Here is a 23,039-nt window from a genome sequence, read left to right on the forward strand (position 1 = left end):
GGGCCGCCAGATTGGAAAAGTCTTCCGCCGCTTAACGGCCGAGCGCCTTGCGCATGCCCCACGCGGCCAGCTGGGTGCCGCAGCCCATGGTCATCAGCCGGGGGCCCTGGCGCTGATAGCCCATGGCCTCATAAAACCCCACCGCGTTCATGGAGGAGGTGAGATACAGGGCACCGGCGCCCCGGTCGCGGGCGAGGGTCTCGATCTCTTCCAACAGGCGCCGGCCCGTGCCCTTGGCGGCCACGGGATCGACATAGACGGCCCGCACCTCGGCGCTATAGAGCGCGGAAAAGCCGACCACGCGGCCCGCCTGCTCCGCCACCAGCACATGCTCCCCCCACTCCGTCATGGCGGTGCGGTAGTCTCCCGCCTCACGCCCGCCCAGGAGGGCGATGAGTTGTTCGGGCGAATAATGCCCGGCGCAGAAAGCGTGCACGGAACGGATATGGACCTGGCGAATGCCCTCGGCGTCGTCGGCCTCCCCAGCCCGGATCACCGGCATTGGGGCATCAAGGGGGGGTGTGCGTATGCTCGACCGGTACATGCCGCCCAATTCTATCCTCGCCCAGGGGCTTCGGCAGCGCCCGTCCAGCACCTGGAACAGTCGCGGTCATTTCAAAGAAAACGTGCGCCACCCGGGTCCCCAACGCGGGGAAGCTGCACGTCGATGAAGTATGCACGGGGAAGACGCCGAAAGCGATGCCTCGCATGCATCCATTGCTATTTTCCCGGTAATTCGGGCAGCACGCAAGCCGGCCATTCACCATTTCGACATCAGCGGCGCAGGAATGCCCGGCGGGGGCTTCCATCCCCGACCGGGACCGCTATCCTGGCAGGGCATATTCCCTGCGATAGGCCGCCCCTTGGACACGCTTGCCTCTCCCGCCACCTTGCTCGCCCCGGACGAGCCGCCCGCCGTCACGGTGGTGAATCCCCAAGGACCCGCCCCCGTGGTGCTGCTGTGCGAACATGCCGCCCGCCGCGTGCCCGCCCGCCTGGGCACCCTGGGCGTGCCGGCGGCCGACATGGAACGGCACATCGCCTGGGACATCGGGGCGGAGGCGGTGACTCGCGCGCTGGCCCGGCGGCTGGACGCGCCGGCGGTCATCGCCGGATATTCCCGCCTGGTGGTGGATTTGAACCGGCCGCTGGACAGCGCCACGCTGATGCCGGCGGTCAGCGATGGCACCCCCATCCTGGCCAACCAGGCCCTGACCGATGCCGATCGCCAGGCGCGGCTGGACGCCCTGTTCCACCCCTACCACGCCGCCGCGCACGCCTGCGTCGATGCCAAGCGCGCGGCGGGCCAGGTACCGGCCATCATCTCCGTCCACAGCTTCACGCCGGTCATGAACGGCTTCCAGCGCCCCTGGCACCTGGGGGTGCTGTGGGACCAGGATGGCCGCCTGCCCCTGCCACTGCTGGACCTGCTGCGGGCCCTGCCGGGCGTGGTGGTGGGCGACAACGTTCCCTACTCGGGCCGCGACGGCCACGGCTACACCCTGAAGACCCATTCCACCCGCCCGGGCCTGCCCGGTGTGCTGATCGAGGTGCGGCAGGATCTGATCGGCGACGCGGTAGGGGTGGAACACTGGTCCGCCCTGCTGGCCCAAGCCCTTGGACAGCTGATCGGCCGCCCCGATATACACCACGCGCTGGCCGGCGCCTGAGCCGCCCCCCATTCACAAGGGCCCACTCGCAGGGGCCCATTCACAAGGATATCCCATGGTTCCGGAGATCGACGACGCCACCCGGGTGGAGCTTGAGGCCGCCGCCTTCCGCCGGCTGGTGGCCCATTTGCGTGAGCGCACGGACGTGCAGAACATCGACCTGATGAACCTGGCCGGATTCTGCCGCAACTGCCTGTCCAAATGGTACCGCGCCGCCGCCGAGGAGAAGGGCGTGGCGCTGGACTATGAGGCCGCGCGCGAGATCGTCTACGGTATGCCGTATGAGGACTTCAAACGCCTGCACCAGCGCGAGGCGACGGCGGAGCAGAAAGCGGCGTTTGAGCAGAACAAGCCGAAGGACTGACACGGGGTGGCGCCCCCTTTACCGGCGCTTGCCCATCCCCGGCGGCGCAGGTAAGGTCGCGCCCTCACCATTCAGACCACCCACTTAGAACGAAGAGGCATTCCCCATGTCGGACGCCCCTGTTGCGACGGATGTTGGCGGCATCGCCGGCGACCGCCTGCGCTCCATCATCGAGCGCATCGAACGCCTGGAAGAGGACAAGAAGGGCATCGCGGACGACATCAAGGACATCTACGCCGAAGCCAAGGGCGTGGGGTTCGAGACCAAGATCATCCGCGCCATCGTCCGCCTGCGGAAGATGGAAAAGAACGACCGGCAGGAACAGGACGCCCTGCTGGAGCTCTACAAGGCCGCGCTGGGCATGGAATGAGCCGCGGGGCTCGTGAGAGCCCCCGCACCGTCAGGATCAAGGCCGGGCCGCCGCGGAGCGCCCGGCCTTTTTCTTGAGCGACTTTCTTTGGCGGCCCGCCCCTCAATCAAACCGGTAGGCGTCCATGGCCAGGGCGCCCAGTTGCACGCTGTCATGCAGGCGGCGGCCGGGCTGCCCAGGGCTGGCGGCGCCCACGGCGGCGAACAGGGGCAGCAGGTGTTCGTCGCGCGGGTGGTTCTGGCGGGCGAAGGGCGCGCGGGCGCGGTAGTCGTCCAGCGCCGCCACGTCGGCGCCGCTGACCTTGTCATGGATCCAGGATTGGAAGGCGGCGGCCCAGGGCACCACCTCGTCCGTGCCCTCCCACGCCAGGTCACGCAGATTGTGGGTCAGCGAGCCCGAGGCGATGATCATCACCCCCTGGTCGCGCAGGGGCCGCAGCGCCTCGCCCAGACGGCGGTGGTGGGCGGGGCCCAGGTGCGGCTGGATGGACAGCTGGGCCACCGGGATGTCGGCCTCCGGGAACATCAGGGTCAGGGGGACCCAGGCGCCGTGGTCCAGGCCGCGCGCCTCCCCGGCGGTGACCGTGATGCCGGAGGTGGCCAGGGCCGCCAGGGCCGCCCGCGCCACCTCCGGCGCGCCGGGGGCGGGGTAGCGCATCTCGAACAGGGCGCGGGGAAAGCCGCCGAAATCGTGGATGGTCTCCGGCCGGTCGGCCAGGGAGGCCGTGGGCGCCGCCGTCTCCCAATGGGCCGACAGCACGAGGATGGCGCGGGGGGCGCCCGCCGCCCGGATGTCGCGGCCCAGGGACTGCAGGAAGCGCCGCGCCGCGCTGTCCTGCAGCGCCAGCATGGGGGAGCCGTGGGAGATGAAATAGACCGGCTGGCGCGCCGCCGTGGCGGCGGCCGCGCTGGGAGCCGCGCTGGCGGCGGGCATGACGGTGGAGAAGGCGGACGGCATGGGACGGGACCTTGGGCTTGGAAGGACTGACCCTTCCAACATGGGCCCATCGGCACCATTTGCCAAATCACTGGTTATCACCATCACCATTCATCATAGTGATGGCGAATTGCCAAGGGACCATCCATGGACATCCGCCAGATTGATCTGAACCTGCTGCACGTCTTCGACGCGCTGTACCGGGAGCGGCAGGTGACGCGGGCCGGACGGGCGCTGGGCCTGTCGCAGTCCGCCGTCAGCAACGCGCTGGCCCGCCTGCGACAGCACATGGGCGACGACCTGTTCGTGCGCACCCCCACCGGCATGGTGCCCACCGCCGTGGCCGACACCATGGCCCGCCCCCTGCAAGGCGCCCTGGATCAGGTACGGGCCGCCCTGGCCGCCCGCCAGCCCTTCCTGCCGTGCGAGGCGCGGGACGCCATCACCGTGGGCCTGTCTGACCACGCCGAGTTCGTGCTGGGCCCGCCCCTGGTGGCGGCCCTGCGGGCGGAGGCGCCGGGCCTGTCCCTGGTGCTGCGCCATGCCGACAAGGACAACGCCCTGCCCGGGCTGGAGTCGGGCCTGCTGGATCTGGCGCTGGGCATGCTGCCCGATCCCCCGGCGCACATGACGCGGCAGATGCTGGTGCGCGACGGCCTGGCGGTGCTGATGCGTCCGGGTCACCCGGCCCTGGATGCCCCCTGGACCCTGGAGACCTACCTCGCCTACCCCCACCTGCTGGTCTCGGCCACCGCGTCCAAGGTGGGGGCGGTGGACCGTATGCTGGAGACGGTGGGCCGGCAGCGCACCCTGGCGGTGGTGGCATCCCACCTGCTGGCCGCCGCCCCCATGCTGCGCGACAGCGACCTGTTCTGCACCATGCCGGCGCGCGTGGCCCACCCCCTGGCAGCCGCCTTCGGCCTGGTGGTGCTGCCCCTGCCGCCGGACATGCCGGTGAGTGACAGGCCAGTGGGTGATAGGCCAGCAGGCGACAAGCCCGCGGGCGGCATGCGCCTGTCCATGGTCTGGCACCGCCGCCTGGACAGCCACCCGGCCCACGCCTGGCTGCGCCGCCGGGTGGCGGAGGTCGCCCGGTCCCTGCCCCCCGTTCCCGGGGTCGCGGGCGGCGGGGCCGACACCACCGCCGCTTGACCTGCCTCATTGGCCGCCACCCGGCGGCGATGTAAAGTGCGGCCCCTGATTCTTCCCCTCCTGACCTGGTGACGACGCCTTGGCCGAGCCCAACTTTTTCCTGAACGACATCTGGTACTACGCCATGCCCGGCCGCACCCTGGCCGTGGGCGCCATGCGGGCGCAGACCCTGCTGGGCCAGCCGGTGCTGTTCGGCCGCACCCAGGAGGGCGCCGTCTTCGCCCTGCGCGACATCTGCCCCCACCGCGGCATTCCGCTGTCCTGCGGCCGATTCGACGGCACGGAGGTGGAGTGCTGCTACCACGGCTGGCGCTTCGACCGGGAGGGCAAGTGCACCGACATCCCCTCGCTGGTGGAGGGGCAGGACTTCGACCTGAACCGCATCCACGTGCGCAACTATCCAGTGCGGGAGATCAGCGGCAACGTCTGGATCTGGATGGGCGCCGGGGAGCCCGACCAGGAACCGCCGCAGCCGCCGGGCCTGCCCGCCGACAAGCAGCCGGACATGGTCATGTCCATGGACTTCCCCTGTCATCTGGACCATGCGGTGGTGGGCCTGATGGACCCGGCCCACGGGCCTTTCGTCCACCAGTCCTGGTTCTGGCGCTCCACCAAGTCCATCCACGCCAAGGAGAAGGCCTTCGGGCCTGGCCCCTACGGCTTCGTCATGAAGAAGCACCGGCCGTCCAGCAACTCCCGCGCCTACACCATCCTGGGCGGCGTGCCGGAGACGGAGATTTCCTTCCGCCTGCCCGGCATCCGGACGGAGACCATTTCGACCGGGAAGCACACCGTCTGGAACCTGACGGCGGTGACGCCGGTGGATGAGGGCAACACCCGCATCACCAACCTGTTCTACTGGACCCTGCCCTGGGCCAACCTGCTGAAGCCGGTGCTGCGCCCCATCGCGGAGCGTTTCCTGGGCCAGGACCGCGACGTGGTGGTGATGCAGCAGCAGGGCCTGCGCTACGACCCGACCCTGATGCTGATCAAGGACGCCGACACCCAGGCGCGCTGGTACTATCAGCTGAAGAACGAGTTCCGCCGTGCCCGGGAAGAGAAGCGCCCCTTCGAAAATCCCGTGCGCGATACCGTCCTGCGCTGGCGCAGCTGAGGGATCGATCCGCTATAGTCATGTCCGAACCGCTCGCTGACGAGAGACCGGACATGACCGCGACCGCCGACTCCACCGCCCCCCTGGGGACCCTGCCCACCTGGGACCTGCCCACCTGGGACCTGTCTGACCTGTACAGCGGGCCGGACAGCCCAGGTCTGCGGGCGGACCTGGAGCGGGTGGAGCGTGAGGCCCAGGCCTTCCATGGCCGCTATTCGGGCAAGCTGCCCGGCCTGTCGGGCAAGGAGCTGGGCCAGGCCGTCGCCACCTACGAGGCGCTGGATGAGGCGCTGACGCGGATCATGAGCTATGCCGGGCTGCTGTACGCCGGCGACCAGAGCGACGGTGCCATCGCCCGCTTCTACCAGTCCATGCAGGAGAAGGTGACCGCCGTCTCCGTCCACTTGCTGTTCTTCACGCTGGAACTGAACCAGCTGGCCGACAAGGACATCGACGCCAAGCTGAAGGCGCCGGAGCTGCACCGGTACGCGGCCTGGCTGCGCGATGTCCGCATCTTCCGCCCCCACCAGCTGTCGGACGAGCTGGAGCGCTTCCTGCACGAAAAGGCGGTGGTGGGCCGCAACGCCTGGACCCGCCTGTTCGACGAGACCATGGCATCGTTACGATTCCGTATCGATGGCCAGGATCTGACCTCGGCAGAGGCACTGAACCTGCTATCGGCCCCGGAATCGGCCGTGCGCAAGGCGGCCGCCCTTGAAATCGGCGCCGTGCTGGGCCGCAACATCAAGCTGTTCGCCCTGATCACCAACACCCTGGCCAAGGACAAGGAGATCGAGGACAAGTGGCGCCGCTATGACCAGCCCTGGTCATCGCGCAACCTGTCCAACCGCGTGGAGGACGCGGTGGTGGAGGCGCTGGTGGGGGCCGTCAAGGACAGCTATCCCGGCCTGTCGCACCGCTACTACAAACTGAAGGCCAAGTGGTTCGGCGGCGACACCCTGGACTATTGGGACCGCAACGCCCCCCTGCCCGATGTGGCCGAGCGCACCATCCCCTGGGAGGAGGCGCGCGAGATCGTGCTGTCGTCCTACGCGCGCTTCAGCCCCGACCTGGCCGGCGTGGGCCGCCGCTTCTTCGAGAATGCCTGGATCGACGCCCCGGTGCGGCCGGGCAAGAACCCCGGTGCCTTCGCCCATCCCACCGTGCCCAGCGCCCACCCCTATCTGCTGGTCAACTATATGGGCAAGACGCGGGATGTCATGACGCTGGCCCATGAGCTGGGCCACGGCGTGCACCAGGTGCTGGCGGGCGGCCAAGGCCACCTGCAATCCGACACGCCCCTGACCCTGGCGGAGACGGCCAGCGTGTTCGGCGAGATGCTGACCTTCCGCGGCCTGCTGGCCACCGAGACCGACCCCGCCCGCCGCCGCGCCCTGCTGGCCGGCAAGGTGGAGGACATGCTGAACACCGTGGTGCGCCAGACGGCGTTCTATGACTTCGAGCGCCGCGTCCATGCCGAGCGGCGGCAGGGCGAGCTGTCGGAGGAACGGCTGGGCGAAATCTGGCAGGCGGTGCAGACCGAGAGCCTGGGTCCGGCGCTGCGATTCGACGCGGGCTACGCCACTTACTGGTCCTACATCCCCCACTTCATTCATTCGCCCTTCTACGTCTACGCCTATGCCTTCGGCGACTGCCTGGTGAACAGCCTTTATGCCGCGTTCGAGGAGGCGTCCGCCCATAACGGCTCCGAGGCCTTCGCCCGCCGCTATCTGGAGATGCTGGCGGCGGGCGGCACCAAGCGGCATAAGGAACTGCTGGCGCCCTTCGGCCTGGACGCCACCGACCCGGCCTTCTGGCACAAGGGTTTGGGCATGCTGAAGGGCTTCATCGATGAGCTGGAGGCGCTGGGCTGAGCGCCGCCGGTTCGTCAGGTTTCCGATTCGGGCCTTCCCGGCATCCTTCTGGTACGAAGAACAACAATCATGAAGCACCGCATCCCCGCTCGCCTCGCCATCGCGCTGGCGGTCCTGGCTTTCAGCGCCGCCTCGGGCACGGCGCTGGCGGCCGCCAAACCCAAGCATGAGCCGGCCAAGCCGCCGGCGAAGGCCAAGGACCTGAACGGTTGGGGCCAGGTCACCTGGGGCATGACCCACAAGCAGATCCTGGCCGCCTACCCCAAGGCGCGGGAGTTCGAGATCGGCAACGGGGCGCCCAAAGGGGGGCAGGTTCGCTACCTGTTCGGCCTGGAGAGCATCCGCCTGGGTGGCTGCGCCTATGCCGTGGACTTCGAGATGAAGAAGAACGCCCTGCGCCGCGTCACCCTCTACGGACAAGAGGCGTCCAAGGACTGCGGCGACGGCGTCGATGCCCAGTTGGTGAAGCAGCTCGGCGCCCCGGCCGGCCGGCAAAAGGACGCCGAGTCGGCCAGCGCGGAGTGGAAGGCCGGCCACACCAAGGTCACCCTGCGCCGGGGGATCGGCAAGGCCGCCCGCAAAGTGGCGCCGGTGGTGGAGTACATGCCGAAGTAGGCTCCTGGCCCAACTCCCAAAAAAGAAAAAGGGCGGCCCCAGTGGGACCGCCCTTTTTCAATCGCCTGAGCCGCTGATCAAACGATCAGTGCAGCTTGCCGGGCAGTTCCTCGATGGCCGAGGCCACCATGGCGTCGCTGCACGACTGGTCGATGGTCTGGGTCAGCAGCGACTCGGTCGCGGCCAGGGCCACGTCCACGGCCAGGCTGCGCACCTGCTGGAGGGCGGCGGCCTCGGCCTGGGCGATCTTCTCCAGGGCCTGGGCCTCGCGGCGCTTCAGGGTGGCCTCCAGATCCGCTTCCGCGTGCTGGCGGATGCGGTCGGCCTCTTCGCGGGCGGCGGCGATGATGGCGTCGGCCTCCTTCATCGCGTCGCGCTGCTTCTTCTGATAGGCGGTCAGGGCCGCCTCGGCGTCCTGGCGCAGCTTCTGCGCGGTCTCGATCTCCAGGCGGATCTTCTCCGCCCGGGCGTCCAGGCTCTTGCCCAGGGCGCCGAAGCCGCCCTTCCAGATAACCAGGGCGAAAAAGACGACGAAGGCGACGCCAACCCAGAAAGTGGGATTCTGCAGATCGAACATCACGCACGCTCCTTCAGGGCGGCATCCACGGCGCCATCGACGCCGGCCTGGTCGGGTTCGATACCCGCCAGCTTGGCGACGGCGGCACCGGCGGCCTCGGCGGCCACGGCGCGCACATTGGCCAGCGCGGTCTGCTTCTGACCCTCGATGCGGGCCTCGGCTTCCTTCTGCTTGGCGGCCAGGCCGGCGACGACATCGGCCGTGCGCTGGGCGGCCGCGGCATCGGCCGTGGCGGCGGTCTCGTTCAGCAGCTTGTGGGCGCTGGCGCGGGCCTCGGCCACCGCCTTCTCATAGGCGGCGACGATGGCGTCGGTCTCGGCCTTCAGGGCCGTGGCCTTGTCCAGGTCGCCGGAGATCTTGGCCTCACGGGCTTCCAGAACGGCGCCGACGCGCGGCAGGCCGACCTTGGCCACCAGCACGTAGAGCGTGCCGAAGGTGATGGCCAGCCAGAAAATCTGAGACGCGAACGTCTTGGTGTTCAGCTGGGGCAGACCCTTTTCCTCGTGCACGCCAGCTTCCTGCTCCACGCTGTCCGTCGCGTGGGCGGCTTCTTCACCCGACTGCGCGAACGACGGCGTGCCGCCCAGGGCCACCGTCAGGACGGCGGCGGCGGCAAGGCCCTTCAGCCACACCATGAGCCTTGGATTCACCATGAAGATCACCTTGTCTGCGAGATCGCCCGGAAAGGGCTGGCGCTGAAATCGCATCACGGGCTTATGCCCATGAAACATCCCGCACCGGGCCATCGCCGGAAATCGGATCGGAACCTGTAGGCGGGTTTGACGGGCGGCGGACCAGGACGGCCCCGAACAAGGGCTCAGGGGCGGCGGCCGGCATGATACCGGCCCCGCCCCCTCAACCTACTTCAAACGCGGGCGGCCTTCCCCTAAGGGGCTGGCCGCCGCGGCCGTTCCATCAAGCCCAGGGTCAGGCTTAGGCGAACAGGATCAGGAAGGCGATCAGCAGCGCGAACAGCGCCACGGCTTCGGTCAGCGCGAAGCCCAGAATGCCGATCGGGAACACGGAGGCGCGGGCGGCCGGGTTGCGGCCCACGGAGGCGATCAGGTTGGCGAAGATGTTGCCGATGCCGATGCCGACACCAGCCAGGGCGAACATGGCCAGACCGGCGCCGATGAACTTAGCGGCTTGCGGATCCATTATAGACTTCCTCTGTGTGATGGAACGGTTGAAGGGTGAAGACAGGCCCTACGGTCGGACGATCGCGGCTTAGTGCAGCTCGATGGCGTCGCGGATGTAGAGGCAGGTCAGGATGGTGAAGACGTAAGCCTGCAGGAAGGCGACCATGATCTCGAAGCCGATCAGGGCCACGTTGATCGCCACCGGCACGGCGCCGGCCAGCCAGCCGACGGCGCCCAGGGCCCCGATCATGGTGATCGTGAAGCCGGCGAAGACCTTCAGCATGGTGTGGCCCGCCATCATGTTGGCGAACAGTCGGATGGACAGGCTGACCGGCCGCATCAGATACGAAATGATCTCGATGGGGATCAGGATGGGCGCCAGCGCGATGGGCGCGCCCGAGGGGAAGAAGAAGCTGAAAAAGTGGAAGCCGTGGCGGATCAGCGCCACCAGGGTCACGAACACGAACACCAGGGCCGCCAGCGTGAAGGTCACGATGATGTGGCTGGTGAAGGTGAACGTGCCGGGGACCATGCCGATCATGTTGCCGAACAGCACGAAGGCGAAGATCGAGAACACCAGCGGGAAGTAGGGGCGCGCCTGGGTGCCGGCGTTGTCCCGCACCATGCCCGACACGAATTCGTAGAGCAGCTCCGCCACCGACTGCAGCCGGCCCGGGACCAGTGCGCGCGAGGCGGTGCCGGCGACCAGCAGGCCGGTGACAAGCACGGCCGCGACCACCATGTAGAGGGAGGAGTTGGTGAAGGAGATGTCGTGCCCGGCGAGATGCAGAGGAACGATCTGCTCGATGCGAAACTGATGCAGCGGATCAGTGGCCACGATTCCCCTCACCTTCATCCTTGGCGGGGGTGGAGTTGGTTCCGCCCCCTGAGTTGGCGCCCGTGTCCGGTCGCCGATATCCCACCGCGTATCCCATGCCGTTGACGGCCCGGTATACATTCAACATCGCGGCCGCCGACCCCAGGACGAACATCACGATCAGTCCCCAGGGCGACGTGCCCAGCCAGCGATCGATGACCAAACCGCCACCGACGCCGACCACCATCGCCGCGACCAGCTCGGCGCCGACGCGAAACGCGACGCCCAGCATACCGTTGCCCGCCTCATCCTTCCGCTGTGTGGGGGAGGAGGAGGAAGATTCGGCGCCACGTCGCGCATCCCGCAATCGGGCCTCAAGCTCATCCAAGGAAGGCGGGGGTGTCTGGTCCGTCAAGGTCTAAACCCCTGGAGGTATGCCCCTTCCGCCGCAATGGAGTCGTCGCCATGCGAAAGCGGCGGCACCATACGGGGCGGTACACCCCCTGTCAAGTCGCAAAAGCACAGGGCCAAGTGCATGATTCTAAAGGACTATTTTATCGCCCCGCGCGGCACGCGCAGGCGCGATGTCCCAAGCTCAACCGCCATTGCGCGCGCCACCCTGCGTAGCACCGCCGCCCATGCCGGGCTCAGCCCCCGGCGCCAGCACCGTCGCCTCGACGGCAAGGGGCGCTGCGGCCTTGAAGCGCAGGGTCAAATGGACGCGTTGCCCAACCTGTAGGGGCTGGGTCAGGCCCATGAGCATGATGTGCGGCCCCTCGGGCTTCAGCGTCACCGTGCCCCCGGCCGGCAGCGCCACGCCATCGGCCAGCGGCCGCATGCGGGCGATTCCGTCCACCACCTCGGCCATGTGGATCTGGGCTACCTTGCCCACGTCGGCTTCCACCCCCACCAGCCGGTCGGCCGGCCCCTTGTTGCGCAGGGTGAGGAAGGCGACGCCGGCCCTGGCACCCCGGATGGTGGGCCGCGACCAGGCGGCAGTGGCCTCGATCGCCGGTGCCGGAGCCTCCTGCGCGACGGCCGGCGCGACGGCCATCACCGGCGCGGCGGCGATCATCAGCGACGCGAGAAGGGAGCGGATGCGGACCATGGTTTGCCCCTATTGAGAATGCGACGGCCCCGTCTGCCCCAACGGGCCGGCCGGTCGCAATTGGACAGAAGCGCCCAGCGGGGGCCGACCTCCCGGGCCTATTTCCCCGCCGCCCCTTTGGCCATGGCCTCGCGGATGCCCTTCACCATGTCCTCCGCCGTGGTGCCCCGGGCGAAGATGGTGGCCAGGCGGTTGTCCGGATCCATGAGATAGACGTAGGTGGAATGGTCCATGAGGTAGTTTTCCGGGTCGTCGCCGGCCACCTTGGCGGCGTAGACCCGCCAGGCGCGCGTGGCGGCGGAGACCTGGGCGGCCGTGCCGGTCAGCCCCACCAGGCGGGGATGGAACTGCGCGACATAGTCCGACAGCTGCTGCGGCGTGTCGCGGCCGGGATCGACGCTGACGAAGATAGGCTGCACCTTGTCGCCCTGCGCGCCCAGCTGGTCCATGGCCTGGGCCATGACCTGCAACTCAGTGGGGCAGATGTCGGGGCAGAAGGTGTAGCCGAAGAACATCAGCCGCCAGGACCCGGCGTAGCTTTTCTCCGTCACCGTCTTGCCGGACTGGTCCACCAGGGTGAAGGGGCCGCCCACGGCCACGCCCGGCACGATCTGGCCGCCGATGCCCGAGGCCGGGGCCGCCCCCGTGCTGCTGGCGCTGGACGCGGGACGGGAGGACGGCGGCGCCCCCAGCCACCACGCCACCAGGGCCGCGAAGGCGAGCGCCGGCACCAGGGTGACCAGCAGGCGGATCAGACGTTTCTTGGCCATGGGATGTGCGGCGCCCGTGCGACGGGAAGATAGGTTCCCTTTACCCTAGCGCGCCCCGGCCCTGAAAACAAAGGCGGGCGGCACCCATCGGCACCGCCCGCCCCTGGTTTTAAAGTCTAGGCCGCCCTTACAGCACGGTCAGCATGCTGGCCACCAGCGGGTGGCGCACGATGTCGCGGTCGTTCAGGCGGACGACGGCGATGCCCTCCACCGCTTCCAGGCGGCGGGCGATGTCGGACAGGCCGGACAGGCCGTTCAGCAGGTCGGACTGGTCCGGGTCGCCGGTCAGCACCATGGTGGAGTGCCAGCCCAGGCGGGTCAGCAGCATCTTGATCTGGCCGTAGGTGCAGTTCTGCGCCTCGTCGATCACGACGAAGGCGTTGTTCAGGGTGCGGCCGCGCATGAAGCCCACCGGCGCGATCTCGATGGTGCCTTCCGCCATCAGGGTGCGCAGGCGCTTGCCGCCCAGGCGGTCGTTCAGCGCATCATAGAGCGGGCGCAGGAAGGGGGCCATCTTCTCCCCCATGTCGCCCGGCAGATAGCCGATGCTCTCACCCGCCTCGATGGCCGGGCGGGACAGGATGATGCGGTCGACCCGCCCGGCCTCCAGCGCTTCCACCGCGCTGGAGATGGCCAGATAGGTCTTGCCCGTGCCCGCCGGGCCCAGGGCCAAGGCCAAGTTGTGGGTGGCGATGGCCTCCATCAGCACCTTCTGATTGGGGCTTTGCGGCTTGACCTTGCGCACATAGCTCTGATCCCGCCGCTCCTCAATGGGGTCCCAACTGCCGCTGGCGGGGGCGCCGGCCCCTTGAGCGGAGCGGGCGGGCATCACATCGGGGAAAAGCGGGCGCACCTTGTCGGAGCTGGAGCCGCCGGAAGTCACCTTCACTGGACGCTTGGCCATGTCTGTCTCCTCAGTCACACCGAATTGCGCCGCGGGAACGCCCGCGGCCAGGTTACTAGGCAGGCAGGAACCGCGCGCCGGGCGACCCCGGGGGTTGGGACCCCGGGCGCCGGAGACCGGGCACGAAAAAACCGCATCCCCAGGTCAGCGGGGCATGCGGTTTGGAGGGGGCCATCGTGGGGCGCCGGATGGGGCGATCCGCATCCCCCTGCGGGGCCGGATGCCGCGGACCGTGCGATGCGGCGGGACGATGGCGGCCGATTGCGGGTGGCCTCAAGGGTCAACGGCGGCGGGGGCATCGGGGGAAGTCCGTTCCCCCGGCAGGCACACGACAGCACAGGCAGCGGCGCACAGTTTGGCAATACCCCGACCCGTCATTCTTGAGTGACGACCCTGGTATGCACTCTACCGCACCTGCGAGCGTCTGTCAGCAGGCCTTGGGGCATACATCAAATATTCATACCAGATGTGGTGGCCATAAGACCCCGAGTCGCCGCGCTTAGCCAACCGCGAAGACAGTCCCGAGTCGGGTCGCCCTTGCCCTTTCGGGATAAGGTGGCGTGAGCCGGTGCGGCCGGCCGGCTTTGGCACCGCGGCGAAAACGCCCCCGTGATTCAAGAGGCTGCCCCTTGGGGCGCCCCCCGCCACCCGGGTTCGCACCGGAGGCGCGAGCACCCCGAAGGTGCACTAAGACTCAATAAATATTGTGTGGGCTGGCGCTTTCCGCTCAAAATGTGGATCTGAGGATTCCCTTGACGCCTGCGCCCATCTGGTCTTGAAACGCGCCTTCGATGGGTCCGGCCTGAGGCGCCGTCCTGCCATTCGGCAAGGATGTGCCGTCGCATTTCGAGGACCCTCTGCCCCCCGCGGGCGATCGGACGCAGGCCCCTGCCCCCGGCTGGGGCGCCAAGGGACGTTCCGGCCACGCGCGGACGGGTGATGGTCAGGCAGATTAGGGATTAAGGGGTCAGGGGCGAGATGAGCAACCAGGTGGCATTCCGGGACGCGCCGTTCCAATTGCGCGGCAGCAACTTCACCATGATGGTGTTGAAGGTCTCGGACCCGCATGCCCAGAATTTCTTCTTCGCCCTGTCGGACAAGGTGCGCCAGGCGCCCAATTTTTTCCGCAATGCGCCGGTAGTGCTGGACCTGGACGATCTTCCCCCGGGGCAAGGCTTTGATTTCGAGAATTTCTGCGACCTGCTGCGTACGCTGGGCCTGATTGCCGTGGGCCTGCAGGGCGGCACCCGTGAACAGCAAGAGGCGGCGCTGGCCGTGGGCCTGGCCGTGTTCCCGCAGGGCCGCGCCACGGCCGAGGCGCAGCCGGCCGCCCCCCGGCCCCAGGCCGTGGCGGACGCCCCCATGCCCGCCGCCCCCGTGGCGGCGCCGGCGCACGACCTGCCCTACCAGAAGGCCACCCTGCTGGTGCGAGAGAACGTGCGGTCCGGCCGGCAGCTGTACGCCCAGGGCGGCGACCTGGTGGTCATCGGCTCGGTCTCGCCGGGCGCCGAGCTGGTGGCCGATGGCAACATCCATGTCTACGGCGCATTGCGCGGCCGCGCGCTGGCGGGGATGGCGGGCGACCGCAACGCCCGCATCTTCTGCCAGAACCTGGAGGCGGAGATGGTTTCCATCGCCGGGCTGTACCGGGTGAGCGAGGATCTGGAGAAATCCGTCCTGCGCCGCCAGGTCCAGATCTACCTGGACCAGGGTTTCCTGCACATCGATCCGGTCACCGTCTGACGCACGGCCGGTTTTCCCAGTAACCTTCTTTTCCAAGGGAGACGTTCTTGGCCAAGATCATCGTCATGACATCGGGCAAGGGCGGCGTCGGCAAGACCACCTCATCCGCCGCCTTCGGCACCGGCCTGGCCTTGCGGGGGTTCAAGACCTGCATCATCGATTTCGACGTGGGCCTGCGCAACCTGGACCTGATCATGGGGTGCGAACGCCGCGTGGTGTTCGACTTCATCAACGTCATCAATGGCGAGGCGCGCCTCAGCCAGGCGTTGATCAAGGACAAGCGGGTGGAGAACCTGTACATCCTCCCCACCTCGCAGACCCGCGACAAGGATGCCCTGACCGAGCAGGGGGTCGAGAAGATCCTGAACGAGCTCAAGAAAGAGTTCGATTACATCATCTGCGACAGCCCGGCCGGCATCGAGCGCGGCGCCCTGATGGCGCTGTATTTCGCCGACCACGCCATCATCGTCACCAATCCCGAGGTTTCCTCGGTGCGTGACAGCGACCGTATCCTGGGCGTCATCCAGGCCAAGTCGCGCCGCGCCGAGAAGGGCGAGGCCCCGGTGCAGGAGCACCTGCTGGTTACCCGCTACGACCCGGAACGGGTGGAGAAGGGGGAAATGCTGAAGGTCGAGGACGTGCTGGAGATCCTGGCCATCCCGCTGCTGGGCATCATCCCGGAAAGCCCCGCCGTGCTGCGCGCCAGCAACGTCGGCATGCCCGTGGTGCTGGACGACAAGTCCAATGCCGGCCAGGCCTACTCCGACGCCGTTGGCCGCTTCCTGGGCGAGAAGATCGAGCATCGCTTCGTCAAAGTGGAGAAGAAGGGCTTCTTCGACCGGCTGCTGCGGAGGACCGCATGAGCATTTTCGATTTCTTCCGCACGCCCAAGAAGGCGTCCGCGGCCGACCAGGCCAAGGAACGCCTGCAGATCGTCCTGGCCCATGAGCGGGCCGGCCGCGACAGTCCTGACTTCCTGCCCCAGCTGCAGAAAGAACTGCTGGACGTCATCAAGAAGTACGTCTCCATCGACGACGACAAGGTGGCGGTGAAGCTGGACCGGGCCAGCGGCTATTCCACGCTGGAGGTCAACGTGGAACTGCCCGCACCGGCCAAGGGGGCGGCCCGCGCGGCCACCGGCAAAGTCGCGGCGGCCGGGAACGCGTGAGGTTTTAAGGTTCCTCGGGCGCCAGCGATGTGAACTCGGCAGAGGCCGGTCCCCGGGGGCCGGCCTTTGTCGTTTCAGGCGGCATCCGCCTGCACCGCTTGCTGACGCAACTTGGCGGCCAGCGCCGTGGCCTGGGCGTCGTCGAAGCCGTCCAGCGCCTCCAGCACCACCTGGCGCAGATCGGCGTGGCGAGCGGCGCGGCGCAGCGCCACCAGGCTGTCGGCATCGACGCCGACATGATCCATGACCGAGGCCAGGGCCGCCACCGTCTCCCGCGTCGGCGCCGCCGTCACCAGCTGCGCCAGGTCGGCGCGCACGGTGGGGCGGCCCAACCGGCCCAGGGCGCAGACGGCACCGGTGGCCACCGCCCGGTCGGGATCGGCCCGCAGCTTTTCCAGCGCGTCGATGACGGGGAATTCCGCCTGGCGCACGCAGCGGCAGGCGGCCGCCCGCGCCGCGGCGTCGGCCGTGCCCAGCAGGCGCAGCAGTACCTTGCGGTCCAGCGCCACCTCCAGCCGCACGGCGGCGGTGAGGGCCGCCACCTCCACGGGGCCCGCCAGCCCCACGCCGCCCAGCAGGCCGGCGACGATGGCCGTCGCCTGCGGTCCGCCGATGGCGGCCAGCGCCTCCAGCACCGCAACCGGTTCCCGCCCATTCAGGCCGTAACCGGCCAAACGCTTCAGACGCAGCCCCAGCAGCGGGATGGCGGCTGTCAGGCGGCGGCGCCCGGCCTCCGCGATCAGGGGCAGGGCCTTGCTGAGCGGCGCGTCCGGCAGCAGGGCCAGCAGGACGGCGTCATCCAGGTCGGCCGGCGCCGGTTCGGCGGGCGGACGCGGACGCAGGGGCGTGGGCGGATTCACGGACGCCACCGGATCCAGGCCCTGGGCCGGCGCGCCGAACAGATCCATCTGGTTCAGGGCCGTCTCGGCCATCCCCTTGGGTTTGCGCGCCTTCGCCATGGTTCCCTCTCGCCCCACAAGAACAATTCACGAACACACTAAGCCCGTTCAGGTCGGCCCGTCAATCCGGTCACGGTCCGTTCTAGCCTTTCGGCAGATGACTCTTGCGCGGCTTAGCCCCCTCCCCCGGTCGTGATAAGAGGGTGGACCTGCAATGTATGGGAGCGCACCGTGGTCGGCCTGTTCTGGATCAGCATGGTTACGGGCGCCCGGCGCCCACGTCTGGCGGGTGCCGCCACCCTCATTGGCCTGGCCCTGGGCTTGGCGCTGCATCCCGGCGCGGCTCGCGCGGCCAACTGCGACCAGCCAGCCTCGGATGAGGAAACGGTGCAGTGTCTGGGCGCCGACCTGCGCCGCACCGACGCCGAGATCAACCGCGTCTATGGCGAGGTGCGCGGCAAGCTGGACGATGCCGGCAAGCTGGCCCTGCGGAACGAGCAGCGCGCTTGGCTCAAGCGGCGGGACGAGACCTGCGGCCTGGACAACAAGGAAAGTGACCGGGAGAAGTGGTTCCAGGCCATCCTGACCAACCGCGCCAAGACCGTGTGCGTCGTCCGCTTCACCAACGAGCGCTCCGCCCAGCTGGCGGCGGAACAGGCGGGCCAGGCCCCGGTGCCGGACGCCGCTCCCTCGGGTGATCTCTACGAGATCTGGAGCAAGCCGCCCGTCAGCACCGGCAAGTGGTATGTCGAGGCCACCATTGACATGGGCGCCGTCGCCAAGCGGGCGGAAACCGCGCTGTTCTTCGGCGCGGAAAACCGGGAAGCCAGCTTTGGCCCCCTGATCCAGTTGCGCCATGACCGCGCTGGCGAACCCAAGCACGTATTGGGCTTGGCGGTGGACCTGGATACCGGTTGGCTGTACATGCGCGTGGACGGCGCCTGGAAGGGGGCCGCCCCAGGCCAGACAGGGGGAATGCAGATCCCGGCCCGCCTGCCTACGGTCATGGGCCTGACGTCGAGCGTCACCATGGCTGCCCTGGTCAAGGACGGGTTGATCAGCGTGAACTTCGGCGAGCGGCCCTTCGTCTACGCCGTGCCCGATGGCTACAAGCCGCTGAAATAAGGGTCAGGCCTTCGGCCGCTTCTCCGCGAAAGTGTGTTCGGGCCCGGGGAAGCGGCGGGCCCGGACATCCTCGGCATAGGCCTGGGCGGCGGCGGAAACCTGGCCGGCGAGGTCGGCGTAGCGCCTCACGAACTTGGGCGTGAAGTCGGCGAACAGGCCCAGCATGTCGTCCGACACCAGCACCTGGCCATCGCAGGCGGCGCTGGCGCCGATGCCGATGGTGATCACGGGCACCAGTTCCGTCACTTGGCGGGCCAGCGGCTCCACCACCCCTTCGATCACCAGCGAGAAGGCGCCGGCCTCGGCCACGGCCCGGGCGTCGCCCAGGATCTTGGCCTGCTCCGCATCACTCCGCCCACGGGCGCGATAGCCGCCCAGGACGTTCACCGCCTGGGGCGTCAGCCCGACATGGCCCATGACGGGAATGCCCCGGCGCACCAGGAAGTCGATGGTGGCCGCCATCTCCTCCCCGCCTTCCAGCTTCACGGCGGCGGCGCCGGTCTCGGCCAGGATACGGGCGGCGACACGGAAGGCCTGTTCGCGGCTTTCCTGATAGCTGCCGAAGGGCAAGTCCACCACCACGGCGGCGTGATTGGAGCCGCGCACCACGGCGGCGCCATGGGCCACCATCATGTCGACCGTGACGCCCAGGGTGCTGGGCAGGCCGTACAGCACCATGCCCAGGCTGTCCCCCACCAGCAGCACGTCGCAATGCGGGTCCAGCAGGCCGGCCATGGGGGCCGTGTAGGCTGTGAGGCACACCACGGGGGTAGTCCCTTTACGGGCGGAAATGTCGGGCACGCTCAGGCGTTTCACGGCGGTGGTGGCGCTCATCCCGGTGGCGATCCTCAAGGAAAGGGCGTTTTGCGCCGCATCCCTACACCAAAGCGGCGCGCCGCGCCAATGAATGGCGACGCGTCGCAGCCAGCGCACCACACCCGCCCTCGTTCCCTCACCAGAACTTCGCTATGTTAATTTTTCAGCCCGCCCACATTGGATGGCGGGCCCGGACCAGAGCCAGGACCAGAAAAGGCGGCGCATGCAGTCGGCGGTGGACGCGAGCAAAGACAAATGGCCCGGCCCCTCGGCGGAGCCCACGGCCGGCGTACCCGTCTCCGGCGGCTTCTGGCGCAAGCTGCTGGCCTTTTCCGGCCCCGGCTACCTGGTGGCCGTGGGCTATATGGACCCCGGCAACTGGGCGACCGACATCGCCGGCGGCTCCCGCTTCGGCTATGCGCTGTTGTCCGTGGTGCTGCTGTCCAGCCTGATGGCCATGCTGCTGCAGGCCCTGTCGGTGCGCCTGGGCATCGCCAGCGGCCGCGACCTGGCCCAGCTGTGCCGGGAGCGGTATGGCCCCCGCACCGCCGTTCTGCTGTGGATATTGTGCGAAATCGCCATCATCGCCTGCGACATCGCGGAGGTGATCGGCTCCGCCATCGCGCTGAAGCTGCTGTTCGGCCTGCCCTTGATCGTGGGCGCCCTTATCACCGCCTTCGACAGCCTGCTGATCCTGGCCCTGCAGAACCGGGGCGTGCGCCGGCTGGAGGCCTTCATCCTGGGCCTGATCACCCTGATCGGCCTGTGCTTCCTGGCGGAGGTGGCGTTGAGCCGGCCAGGCGTGGGTGCCGTACTGGCGGGCTTCGTGCCCACGGCGGACCTGCTGGGCGACCCGGCCAAGCTGTACGTGGCGGTGGGCATCCTGGGCGCCACCGTCATGCCCCACAATCTCTACCTCCATTCCGCCGTGGTGCGCACCCGCGCCTTCGCCCAGGACGAGGACGGCCGGCGCGAGGCCATCCGCTTCGCCACGCTGGATAGCACGGTGGCCCTGTTCATCGCCTTCTTCATCAACGCCGGCATCCTGATCTTGGCGGCCGCCGCCTTCCACGGCCAGGCGCTGGTGGAGGATATCGAGGAGGCCTACCGTCTGCTGGCCCCCATGCTGGGCGCACCGCTGGCCAGCCTGCTGTTCGCCGTGGCGCTGCTGGCGGCGGGCCAGAACTCCACCGTCACCGCCACCCTGGCCGGCCAGGTGGTGATGGAGGGCTTCGTCTCCCTGCGGCTGAAGCCGGTGTGGCGCCGGCTGATCACGCGCCTGCTGGCGCTGGTGCCCACCCTGCTGGTGCTGGTCATCGCCGGCGACTCGGCGGCCACCACGCTGCTGATCTTCACCCAGGTGGTGTTGAGCCTGCAGCTGCCCTTCGCCGTCATCCCCCTGGTCCGCTTCTGCGGCGACCGGGGCGTCATGGGACGTCTGGTGGCGCCCCGCTGGCTGCTGGCCCCCGCCTGGGCGGTAGCGGGCGTCATCGTCATCCTGAACGGCGTGCTGATCGTCCAGACGGTCACAGGATAAGGGCGGCGGAAGGGGCTAAAACCCGAACAGGCGGCGGAACGCCCCGTCCTGCGCCGCCGGTACGCTGTGCCCGGCCGCCAGCCCGGCCAAGGCCGCCGCCATGGCCGCCATCGGGCCGGACCAGTCGTTCATGCGCGTCTGGCGGAACAGCCGGGCGGTCGGGTACCAGGGGCTGTCCGTCCGGTCGCGCATCCACCGCCAATCCGGCCGGTTGGAAATGAGCAGCCAGACCGGCTTGCCCAAGGCGCCCGCCAAATGGGCGACCGACGTGTCGACGGCAATCACCAGGTCCAGGTTGGCGATGGCCGCCGCGGTCTCGCCGTAGTCGCTCAGGCGTGTGGACAGGTCCGTTATCCGCCCGGCCGGCATTTGCCCCAGGTCGGCCGCGCGCGGTCCTACCTGCAGGCTGTACCAGCGTACGCTGGGCACCGCCCACAGGGGGTCCAACGCCGCCAGCTGGTGGATGGACCGGTGGCGGTCACCCCTGTGGCCGGGATTGCCGGCCCAGACCAGCCCCACCCGCAGGCCGGGCACGCGGATGCCCGCGTCCTCCGCCGCGAAGCCGGCGCGCCAGCGGGCCAGGGCCGCGGCCGGCGGTGTCATATAAGGGACCACCGCCGGCACCGTCGCCAGCGTGGTGCCAAGCAGGTAGGGCAGGCTGAGCAAGGGGGCGTGCACATCACAGGTCGTCGGCACCTCGTCATCCACCAGCAGCGCGTCAACGCCCGGCACGCTGGCCACCAAATCCGCCAGGCTGCGCGGCGTGCGCAGGATGATGCGAGCCGGCGGGCCCGAGCGTCCCGGTCCGCCCCACCAGCGCCGGTCGGCATAGCGACTGAACTGGATCAGGTCGCCCATGCCCTGTTCGGTATGCAGCGTCAGGGTGCGGCCGGTCAGGTCCTGGCCCAGGCGCCAGGCCCGTTCGGGCATCACGTCCCACAGCCGGGTCTCGTGCCCATCCCGCAGACGCCACTCATATTCCGCCCAGCCTTCCTCCAGCTGGCCCATCTGCAGGCAGGCCATGCCCAGGTTGACGTGGGCGGTGACGAAATTGGGCTTGAGGGCGATGGCCCGGCGCAGTGAGGCCTGCGCCTCCGTCACCCGCCCGGCGTCCAGCAGCACGATTCCCAAGGTGTTGTGCATGTCCGCGTTACGGGGTGCCACCGCCAGGCCGCGGGCGGCGGCGGCGAGCGCCTCTCCGCTACGGTCCAGGCCGTGCAGGGCGGCGGCCATCACGCCCAGCGCCAGCTCACTGTCGGGCTGCAGCACCAGCGCCTGCCGGGCCATGTCCAGCGCCTCCTCCAGGCGGTTCTGGCCCTGCAAGGCGACGGCCAGGCAAACGCGAGCATCGATCGATTGCGGGTCGCGGGCCAGCGCGTTGCGCCCCAGCGCCTCCACCTCCTCCCAGCGCTGCCGCTCCACCAGGCAGCCCGACAGCGCGTGGATGGCGTCGGACTGCCCGGGGTCCAGCGCCACGGCCTGCCGGAGGGAGTCGATGGCGGCGTCCAGTTCCTTCATGTCGCGCAGGGCCACGCCCAGGCAGGTGTGGGCCAGGGCCAAGTCCGGCCGCAGGGCAAGGGCCCGGCGCGCCATGTCCGCCGCCTCCGCCAATGCGCCATCAGCCTGCAGCGCAATGCCGAGGTTGCACCAATGCCCAGCGTCCTCGGGCGCCAGTTCCACCGCGCGTCGATAGGCGGTGATGGCGTCCCCCAGATGACCAAGGCCACGCAGGGCGTTCCCCAGGTTGCCCTGGGCGTCGGCATAGTCGGGCGAGAGGGCCAGGGCCTGGGCATAGGCATCCAGCGCGGCCTGGGCGCGGCCCGCCGCGAGGTGGGCGTTGCCGATGGTATTCAGCTCGATCGCCTGGTCCCGCCGCCCGTCGGTCTCAGGCGGGCGCGGCTCCTCCTCGGCCGGTGGCGGGACCGGCCGCAATTCCGCAGCCCGGCGGTGGGCGGCCATGGCCTCGTCCTGGCGGCCCGCATCGGCCAGGGCGTTCCCCAAATTGACGAGCAGTTGGGCATTGTCCGGTTGGGCCGCCACGGCGGCGCAGTAGACCTCGATGGCCTCGACCAGCTGGCCCTGGCGGTGCAAGGCCACACCCAGATTGGCCAGCGCCGGCATGAAGTCCGCCCGCACGGCCAGGGCCCGGCGGAAGGCATCCACCGCCGGCTCGGCATAGCCCAGCTGCAGCAGCGCCACGCCCAGGTGGGTCCAGGCCGCGGCGTCGTCCGGCGCCGCCGTCACGATCGCGTTATAGTGGGCCGCCGCCTCGGCCCATTGGCCGTCCAGCATCAGTTTCCGGCCGTCGTCACTCACGTCCGCCCCATTTCTCTCAAACCGC

Annotated in this window: 25 protein-coding genes; 12 read left to right on the forward strand and 13 right to left on the reverse strand. The window is 69.0% G+C overall.

Annotated features, from left to right (window positions below):
* Positions 1–31 precede the first annotated feature (31 nt).
* Positions 32–502, reverse strand: coding sequence for a GNAT family N-acetyltransferase (locus tag FBZ89_RS26860; RefSeq protein ID WP_186457604.1), 471 nt, complete (start codon positions 500–502; stop codon positions 32–34).
* 361 nt (positions 503–863) lie between these two features.
* Here FBZ89_RS26860 and FBZ89_RS26865 point away from each other — a divergent pair, with 361 nt between their 5' ends.
* The 3 genes from FBZ89_RS26865 to FBZ89_RS26875 all read left to right on the forward strand — a co-directional run bounded on the left by FBZ89_RS26865 (position 864) and on the right by FBZ89_RS26875 (position 2,404).
* Positions 864–1,670, forward strand: coding sequence for an N-formylglutamate amidohydrolase (locus FBZ89_RS26865; protein WP_246172606.1), 807 nt, complete (start codon positions 864–866; stop codon positions 1,668–1,670).
* A gap of 55 nt (positions 1,671–1,725) precedes the next feature.
* Complete coding sequence (locus FBZ89_RS26870; RefSeq protein WP_145753778.1) at positions 1,726–2,034, forward strand: DUF1244 domain-containing protein; 309 nt, start codon at positions 1,726–1,728, stop codon at positions 2,032–2,034.
* A gap of 106 nt (positions 2,035–2,140) precedes the next feature.
* Positions 2,141–2,404, forward strand: a complete 264-nt coding sequence (locus tag FBZ89_RS26875; RefSeq protein WP_040850401.1) for a DUF2312 domain-containing protein — start codon at positions 2,141–2,143, stop codon at positions 2,402–2,404.
* A gap of 102 nt (positions 2,405–2,506) precedes the next feature.
* On the opposite strand, the gene FBZ89_RS26880 is transcribed toward FBZ89_RS26875, so the two are convergent.
* Positions 2,507–3,361 (reverse strand): DODA-type extradiol aromatic ring-opening family dioxygenase, encoded by an 855-nt coding sequence (locus FBZ89_RS26880; RefSeq protein WP_246172607.1) that lies wholly within the window; start codon positions 3,359–3,361, stop codon positions 2,507–2,509.
* 126 nt (positions 3,362–3,487) lie between these two features.
* On the opposite strand from FBZ89_RS26880, the gene FBZ89_RS26885 reads away from it, so the two are divergent.
* The 4 genes from FBZ89_RS26885 (at position 3,488) to FBZ89_RS26900 (ending at position 8,095) form a co-directional block, all read left to right on the forward strand.
* On the forward strand, positions 3,488–4,492 hold the full coding sequence (locus FBZ89_RS26885) for a LysR family transcriptional regulator (RefSeq protein ID WP_145753780.1): 1,005 nt from the start codon (positions 3,488–3,490) through the stop codon (positions 4,490–4,492).
* A gap of 79 nt (positions 4,493–4,571) precedes the next feature.
* Positions 4,572–5,606 carry an aromatic ring-hydroxylating oxygenase subunit alpha gene (locus FBZ89_RS26890; RefSeq protein WP_211115367.1) on the forward strand — a complete coding sequence of 345 codons (1,035 nt, stop codon included), beginning with the start codon at positions 4,572–4,574 and terminating at the stop codon, positions 5,604–5,606.
* Positions 5,607–5,659: 53 nt separating this feature from the next.
* A complete protein-coding gene (locus FBZ89_RS26895; protein WP_145753781.1) occupies positions 5,660–7,480 on the forward strand; it encodes a M3 family oligoendopeptidase in 1,821 nt (606 codons plus the stop codon).
* 69 nt (positions 7,481–7,549) lie between these two features.
* Positions 7,550–8,095 carry a hypothetical protein gene (locus FBZ89_RS26900; RefSeq protein ID WP_145753783.1) on the forward strand — a complete coding sequence of 182 codons (546 nt, stop codon included), beginning with the start codon at positions 7,550–7,552 and terminating at the stop codon, positions 8,093–8,095.
* A gap of 85 nt (positions 8,096–8,180) precedes the next feature.
* Here FBZ89_RS26900 and FBZ89_RS26905 read toward each other — a convergent pair whose 3' ends face one another.
* From FBZ89_RS26905 to FBZ89_RS26940, 8 genes are all read right to left on the reverse strand, one after another.
* Positions 8,181–8,672 carry a F0F1 ATP synthase subunit B family protein gene (locus FBZ89_RS26905; RefSeq protein ID WP_145753785.1) on the reverse strand — a complete coding sequence of 164 codons (492 nt, stop codon included), beginning with the start codon at positions 8,670–8,672 and terminating at the stop codon, positions 8,181–8,183.
* On the reverse strand, positions 8,672–9,325 hold the full coding sequence (locus FBZ89_RS26910; RefSeq protein ID WP_246172608.1) for a F0F1 ATP synthase subunit B family protein: 654 nt from the start codon (positions 9,323–9,325) through the stop codon (positions 8,672–8,674). Before FBZ89_RS26910 ends, FBZ89_RS26905 begins: the two co-directional genes overlap by 1 nt.
* Before the next feature lie 280 nt (positions 9,326–9,605).
* Positions 9,606–9,830: an ATP synthase subunit C family protein gene (locus FBZ89_RS26915; RefSeq protein WP_088870973.1), complete on the reverse strand. Its 225-nt coding sequence runs from the start codon at positions 9,828–9,830 to the stop codon at positions 9,606–9,608.
* 69 nt (positions 9,831–9,899) lie between these two features.
* Positions 9,900–10,649, reverse strand: a complete 750-nt coding sequence (locus tag FBZ89_RS26920) for a F0F1 ATP synthase subunit A (protein WP_246172609.1) — start codon at positions 10,647–10,649, stop codon at positions 9,900–9,902.
* Complete coding sequence (locus FBZ89_RS26925; protein WP_246172610.1) at positions 10,639–10,920, reverse strand: AtpZ/AtpI family protein; 282 nt, start codon at positions 10,918–10,920, stop codon at positions 10,639–10,641. Before FBZ89_RS26925 ends, FBZ89_RS26920 begins: the two co-directional genes overlap by 11 nt.
* Before the next feature lie 303 nt (positions 10,921–11,223).
* Positions 11,224–11,736, reverse strand: coding sequence for a copper chaperone PCu(A)C (locus FBZ89_RS26930; protein WP_145753791.1), 513 nt, complete (start codon positions 11,734–11,736; stop codon positions 11,224–11,226).
* 98 nt (positions 11,737–11,834) lie between these two features.
* The gene (locus FBZ89_RS26935) at positions 11,835–12,506 is read right to left on the reverse strand and encodes an SCO family protein (protein WP_246172611.1); all 672 of its coding nucleotides are present in this window, start codon (positions 12,504–12,506) and stop codon (positions 11,835–11,837) included.
* A 127-nt stretch (positions 12,507–12,633) separates the two neighbouring features.
* On the reverse strand, positions 12,634–13,410 hold the full coding sequence (locus tag FBZ89_RS26940; RefSeq protein ID WP_145753792.1) for a PhoH family protein: 777 nt from the start codon (positions 13,408–13,410) through the stop codon (positions 12,634–12,636).
* A gap of 978 nt (positions 13,411–14,388) precedes the next feature.
* Here FBZ89_RS26940 and minC point away from each other — a divergent pair.
* From minC to minE, 3 genes are read left to right on the forward strand one after another with little or no spacing between them, the layout of a single operon-like run.
* Complete coding sequence (gene minC / locus FBZ89_RS26945; RefSeq protein ID WP_145753794.1) at positions 14,389–15,153, forward strand: septum site-determining protein MinC; 765 nt, start codon at positions 14,389–14,391, stop codon at positions 15,151–15,153.
* 47 nt (positions 15,154–15,200) lie between these two features.
* Complete coding sequence (minD, locus tag FBZ89_RS26950) at positions 15,201–16,016, forward strand: septum site-determining protein MinD (RefSeq protein ID WP_088870968.1); 816 nt, start codon at positions 15,201–15,203, stop codon at positions 16,014–16,016.
* Complete coding sequence (gene minE, locus FBZ89_RS26955; RefSeq protein WP_145753795.1) at positions 16,013–16,321, forward strand: cell division topological specificity factor MinE; 309 nt, start codon at positions 16,013–16,015, stop codon at positions 16,319–16,321. The genes minD and minE overlap by 4 nt, the downstream gene beginning before the upstream one ends.
* A 74-nt stretch (positions 16,322–16,395) precedes the next feature.
* Here the strand turns inward: minE and FBZ89_RS26960 are convergent, their stop codons facing one another.
* Positions 16,396–17,280: a hypothetical protein gene (locus FBZ89_RS26960; protein WP_145753797.1), complete on the reverse strand. Its 885-nt coding sequence runs from the start codon at positions 17,278–17,280 to the stop codon at positions 16,396–16,398.
* A 171-nt stretch (positions 17,281–17,451) separates the two neighbouring features.
* Here FBZ89_RS26960 and FBZ89_RS26965 point away from each other — a divergent pair, with 171 nt between their 5' ends.
* The gene (locus FBZ89_RS26965) at positions 17,452–18,345 is read left to right on the forward strand and encodes a lysozyme inhibitor LprI family protein (protein WP_145753799.1); all 894 of its coding nucleotides are present in this window, start codon (positions 17,452–17,454) and stop codon (positions 18,343–18,345) included.
* 3 nt (positions 18,346–18,348) lie between these two features.
* Here FBZ89_RS26965 and panB read toward each other — a convergent pair whose 3' ends face one another.
* Positions 18,349–19,179 (reverse strand): 3-methyl-2-oxobutanoate hydroxymethyltransferase, encoded by an 831-nt coding sequence (gene panB, locus FBZ89_RS26970; protein WP_145753801.1) that lies wholly within the window; start codon positions 19,177–19,179, stop codon positions 18,349–18,351.
* 205 nt (positions 19,180–19,384) lie between these two features.
* Here panB and FBZ89_RS26975 point away from each other — a divergent pair, with 205 nt between their 5' ends.
* Positions 19,385–20,698 (forward strand): Nramp family divalent metal transporter, encoded by a 1,314-nt coding sequence (locus tag FBZ89_RS26975; RefSeq protein WP_246172612.1) that lies wholly within the window; start codon positions 19,385–19,387, stop codon positions 20,696–20,698.
* Positions 20,699–20,713: 15 nt separating this feature from the next.
* Here the strand turns inward: FBZ89_RS26975 and FBZ89_RS26980 are convergent, their stop codons facing one another.
* The gene (locus FBZ89_RS26980) at positions 20,714–23,014 is read right to left on the reverse strand and encodes a tetratricopeptide repeat protein (RefSeq protein WP_186457605.1); all 2,301 of its coding nucleotides are present in this window, start codon (positions 23,012–23,014) and stop codon (positions 20,714–20,716) included.
* Between the last annotated feature and the right edge of the window lie 25 nt (positions 23,015–23,039).

This window comes from Nitrospirillum amazonense (assembly GCF_007828045.1).
Taxonomy (GTDB): Bacteria; Pseudomonadota; Alphaproteobacteria; order Azospirillales; family Azospirillaceae; genus Nitrospirillum; species Nitrospirillum amazonense_C.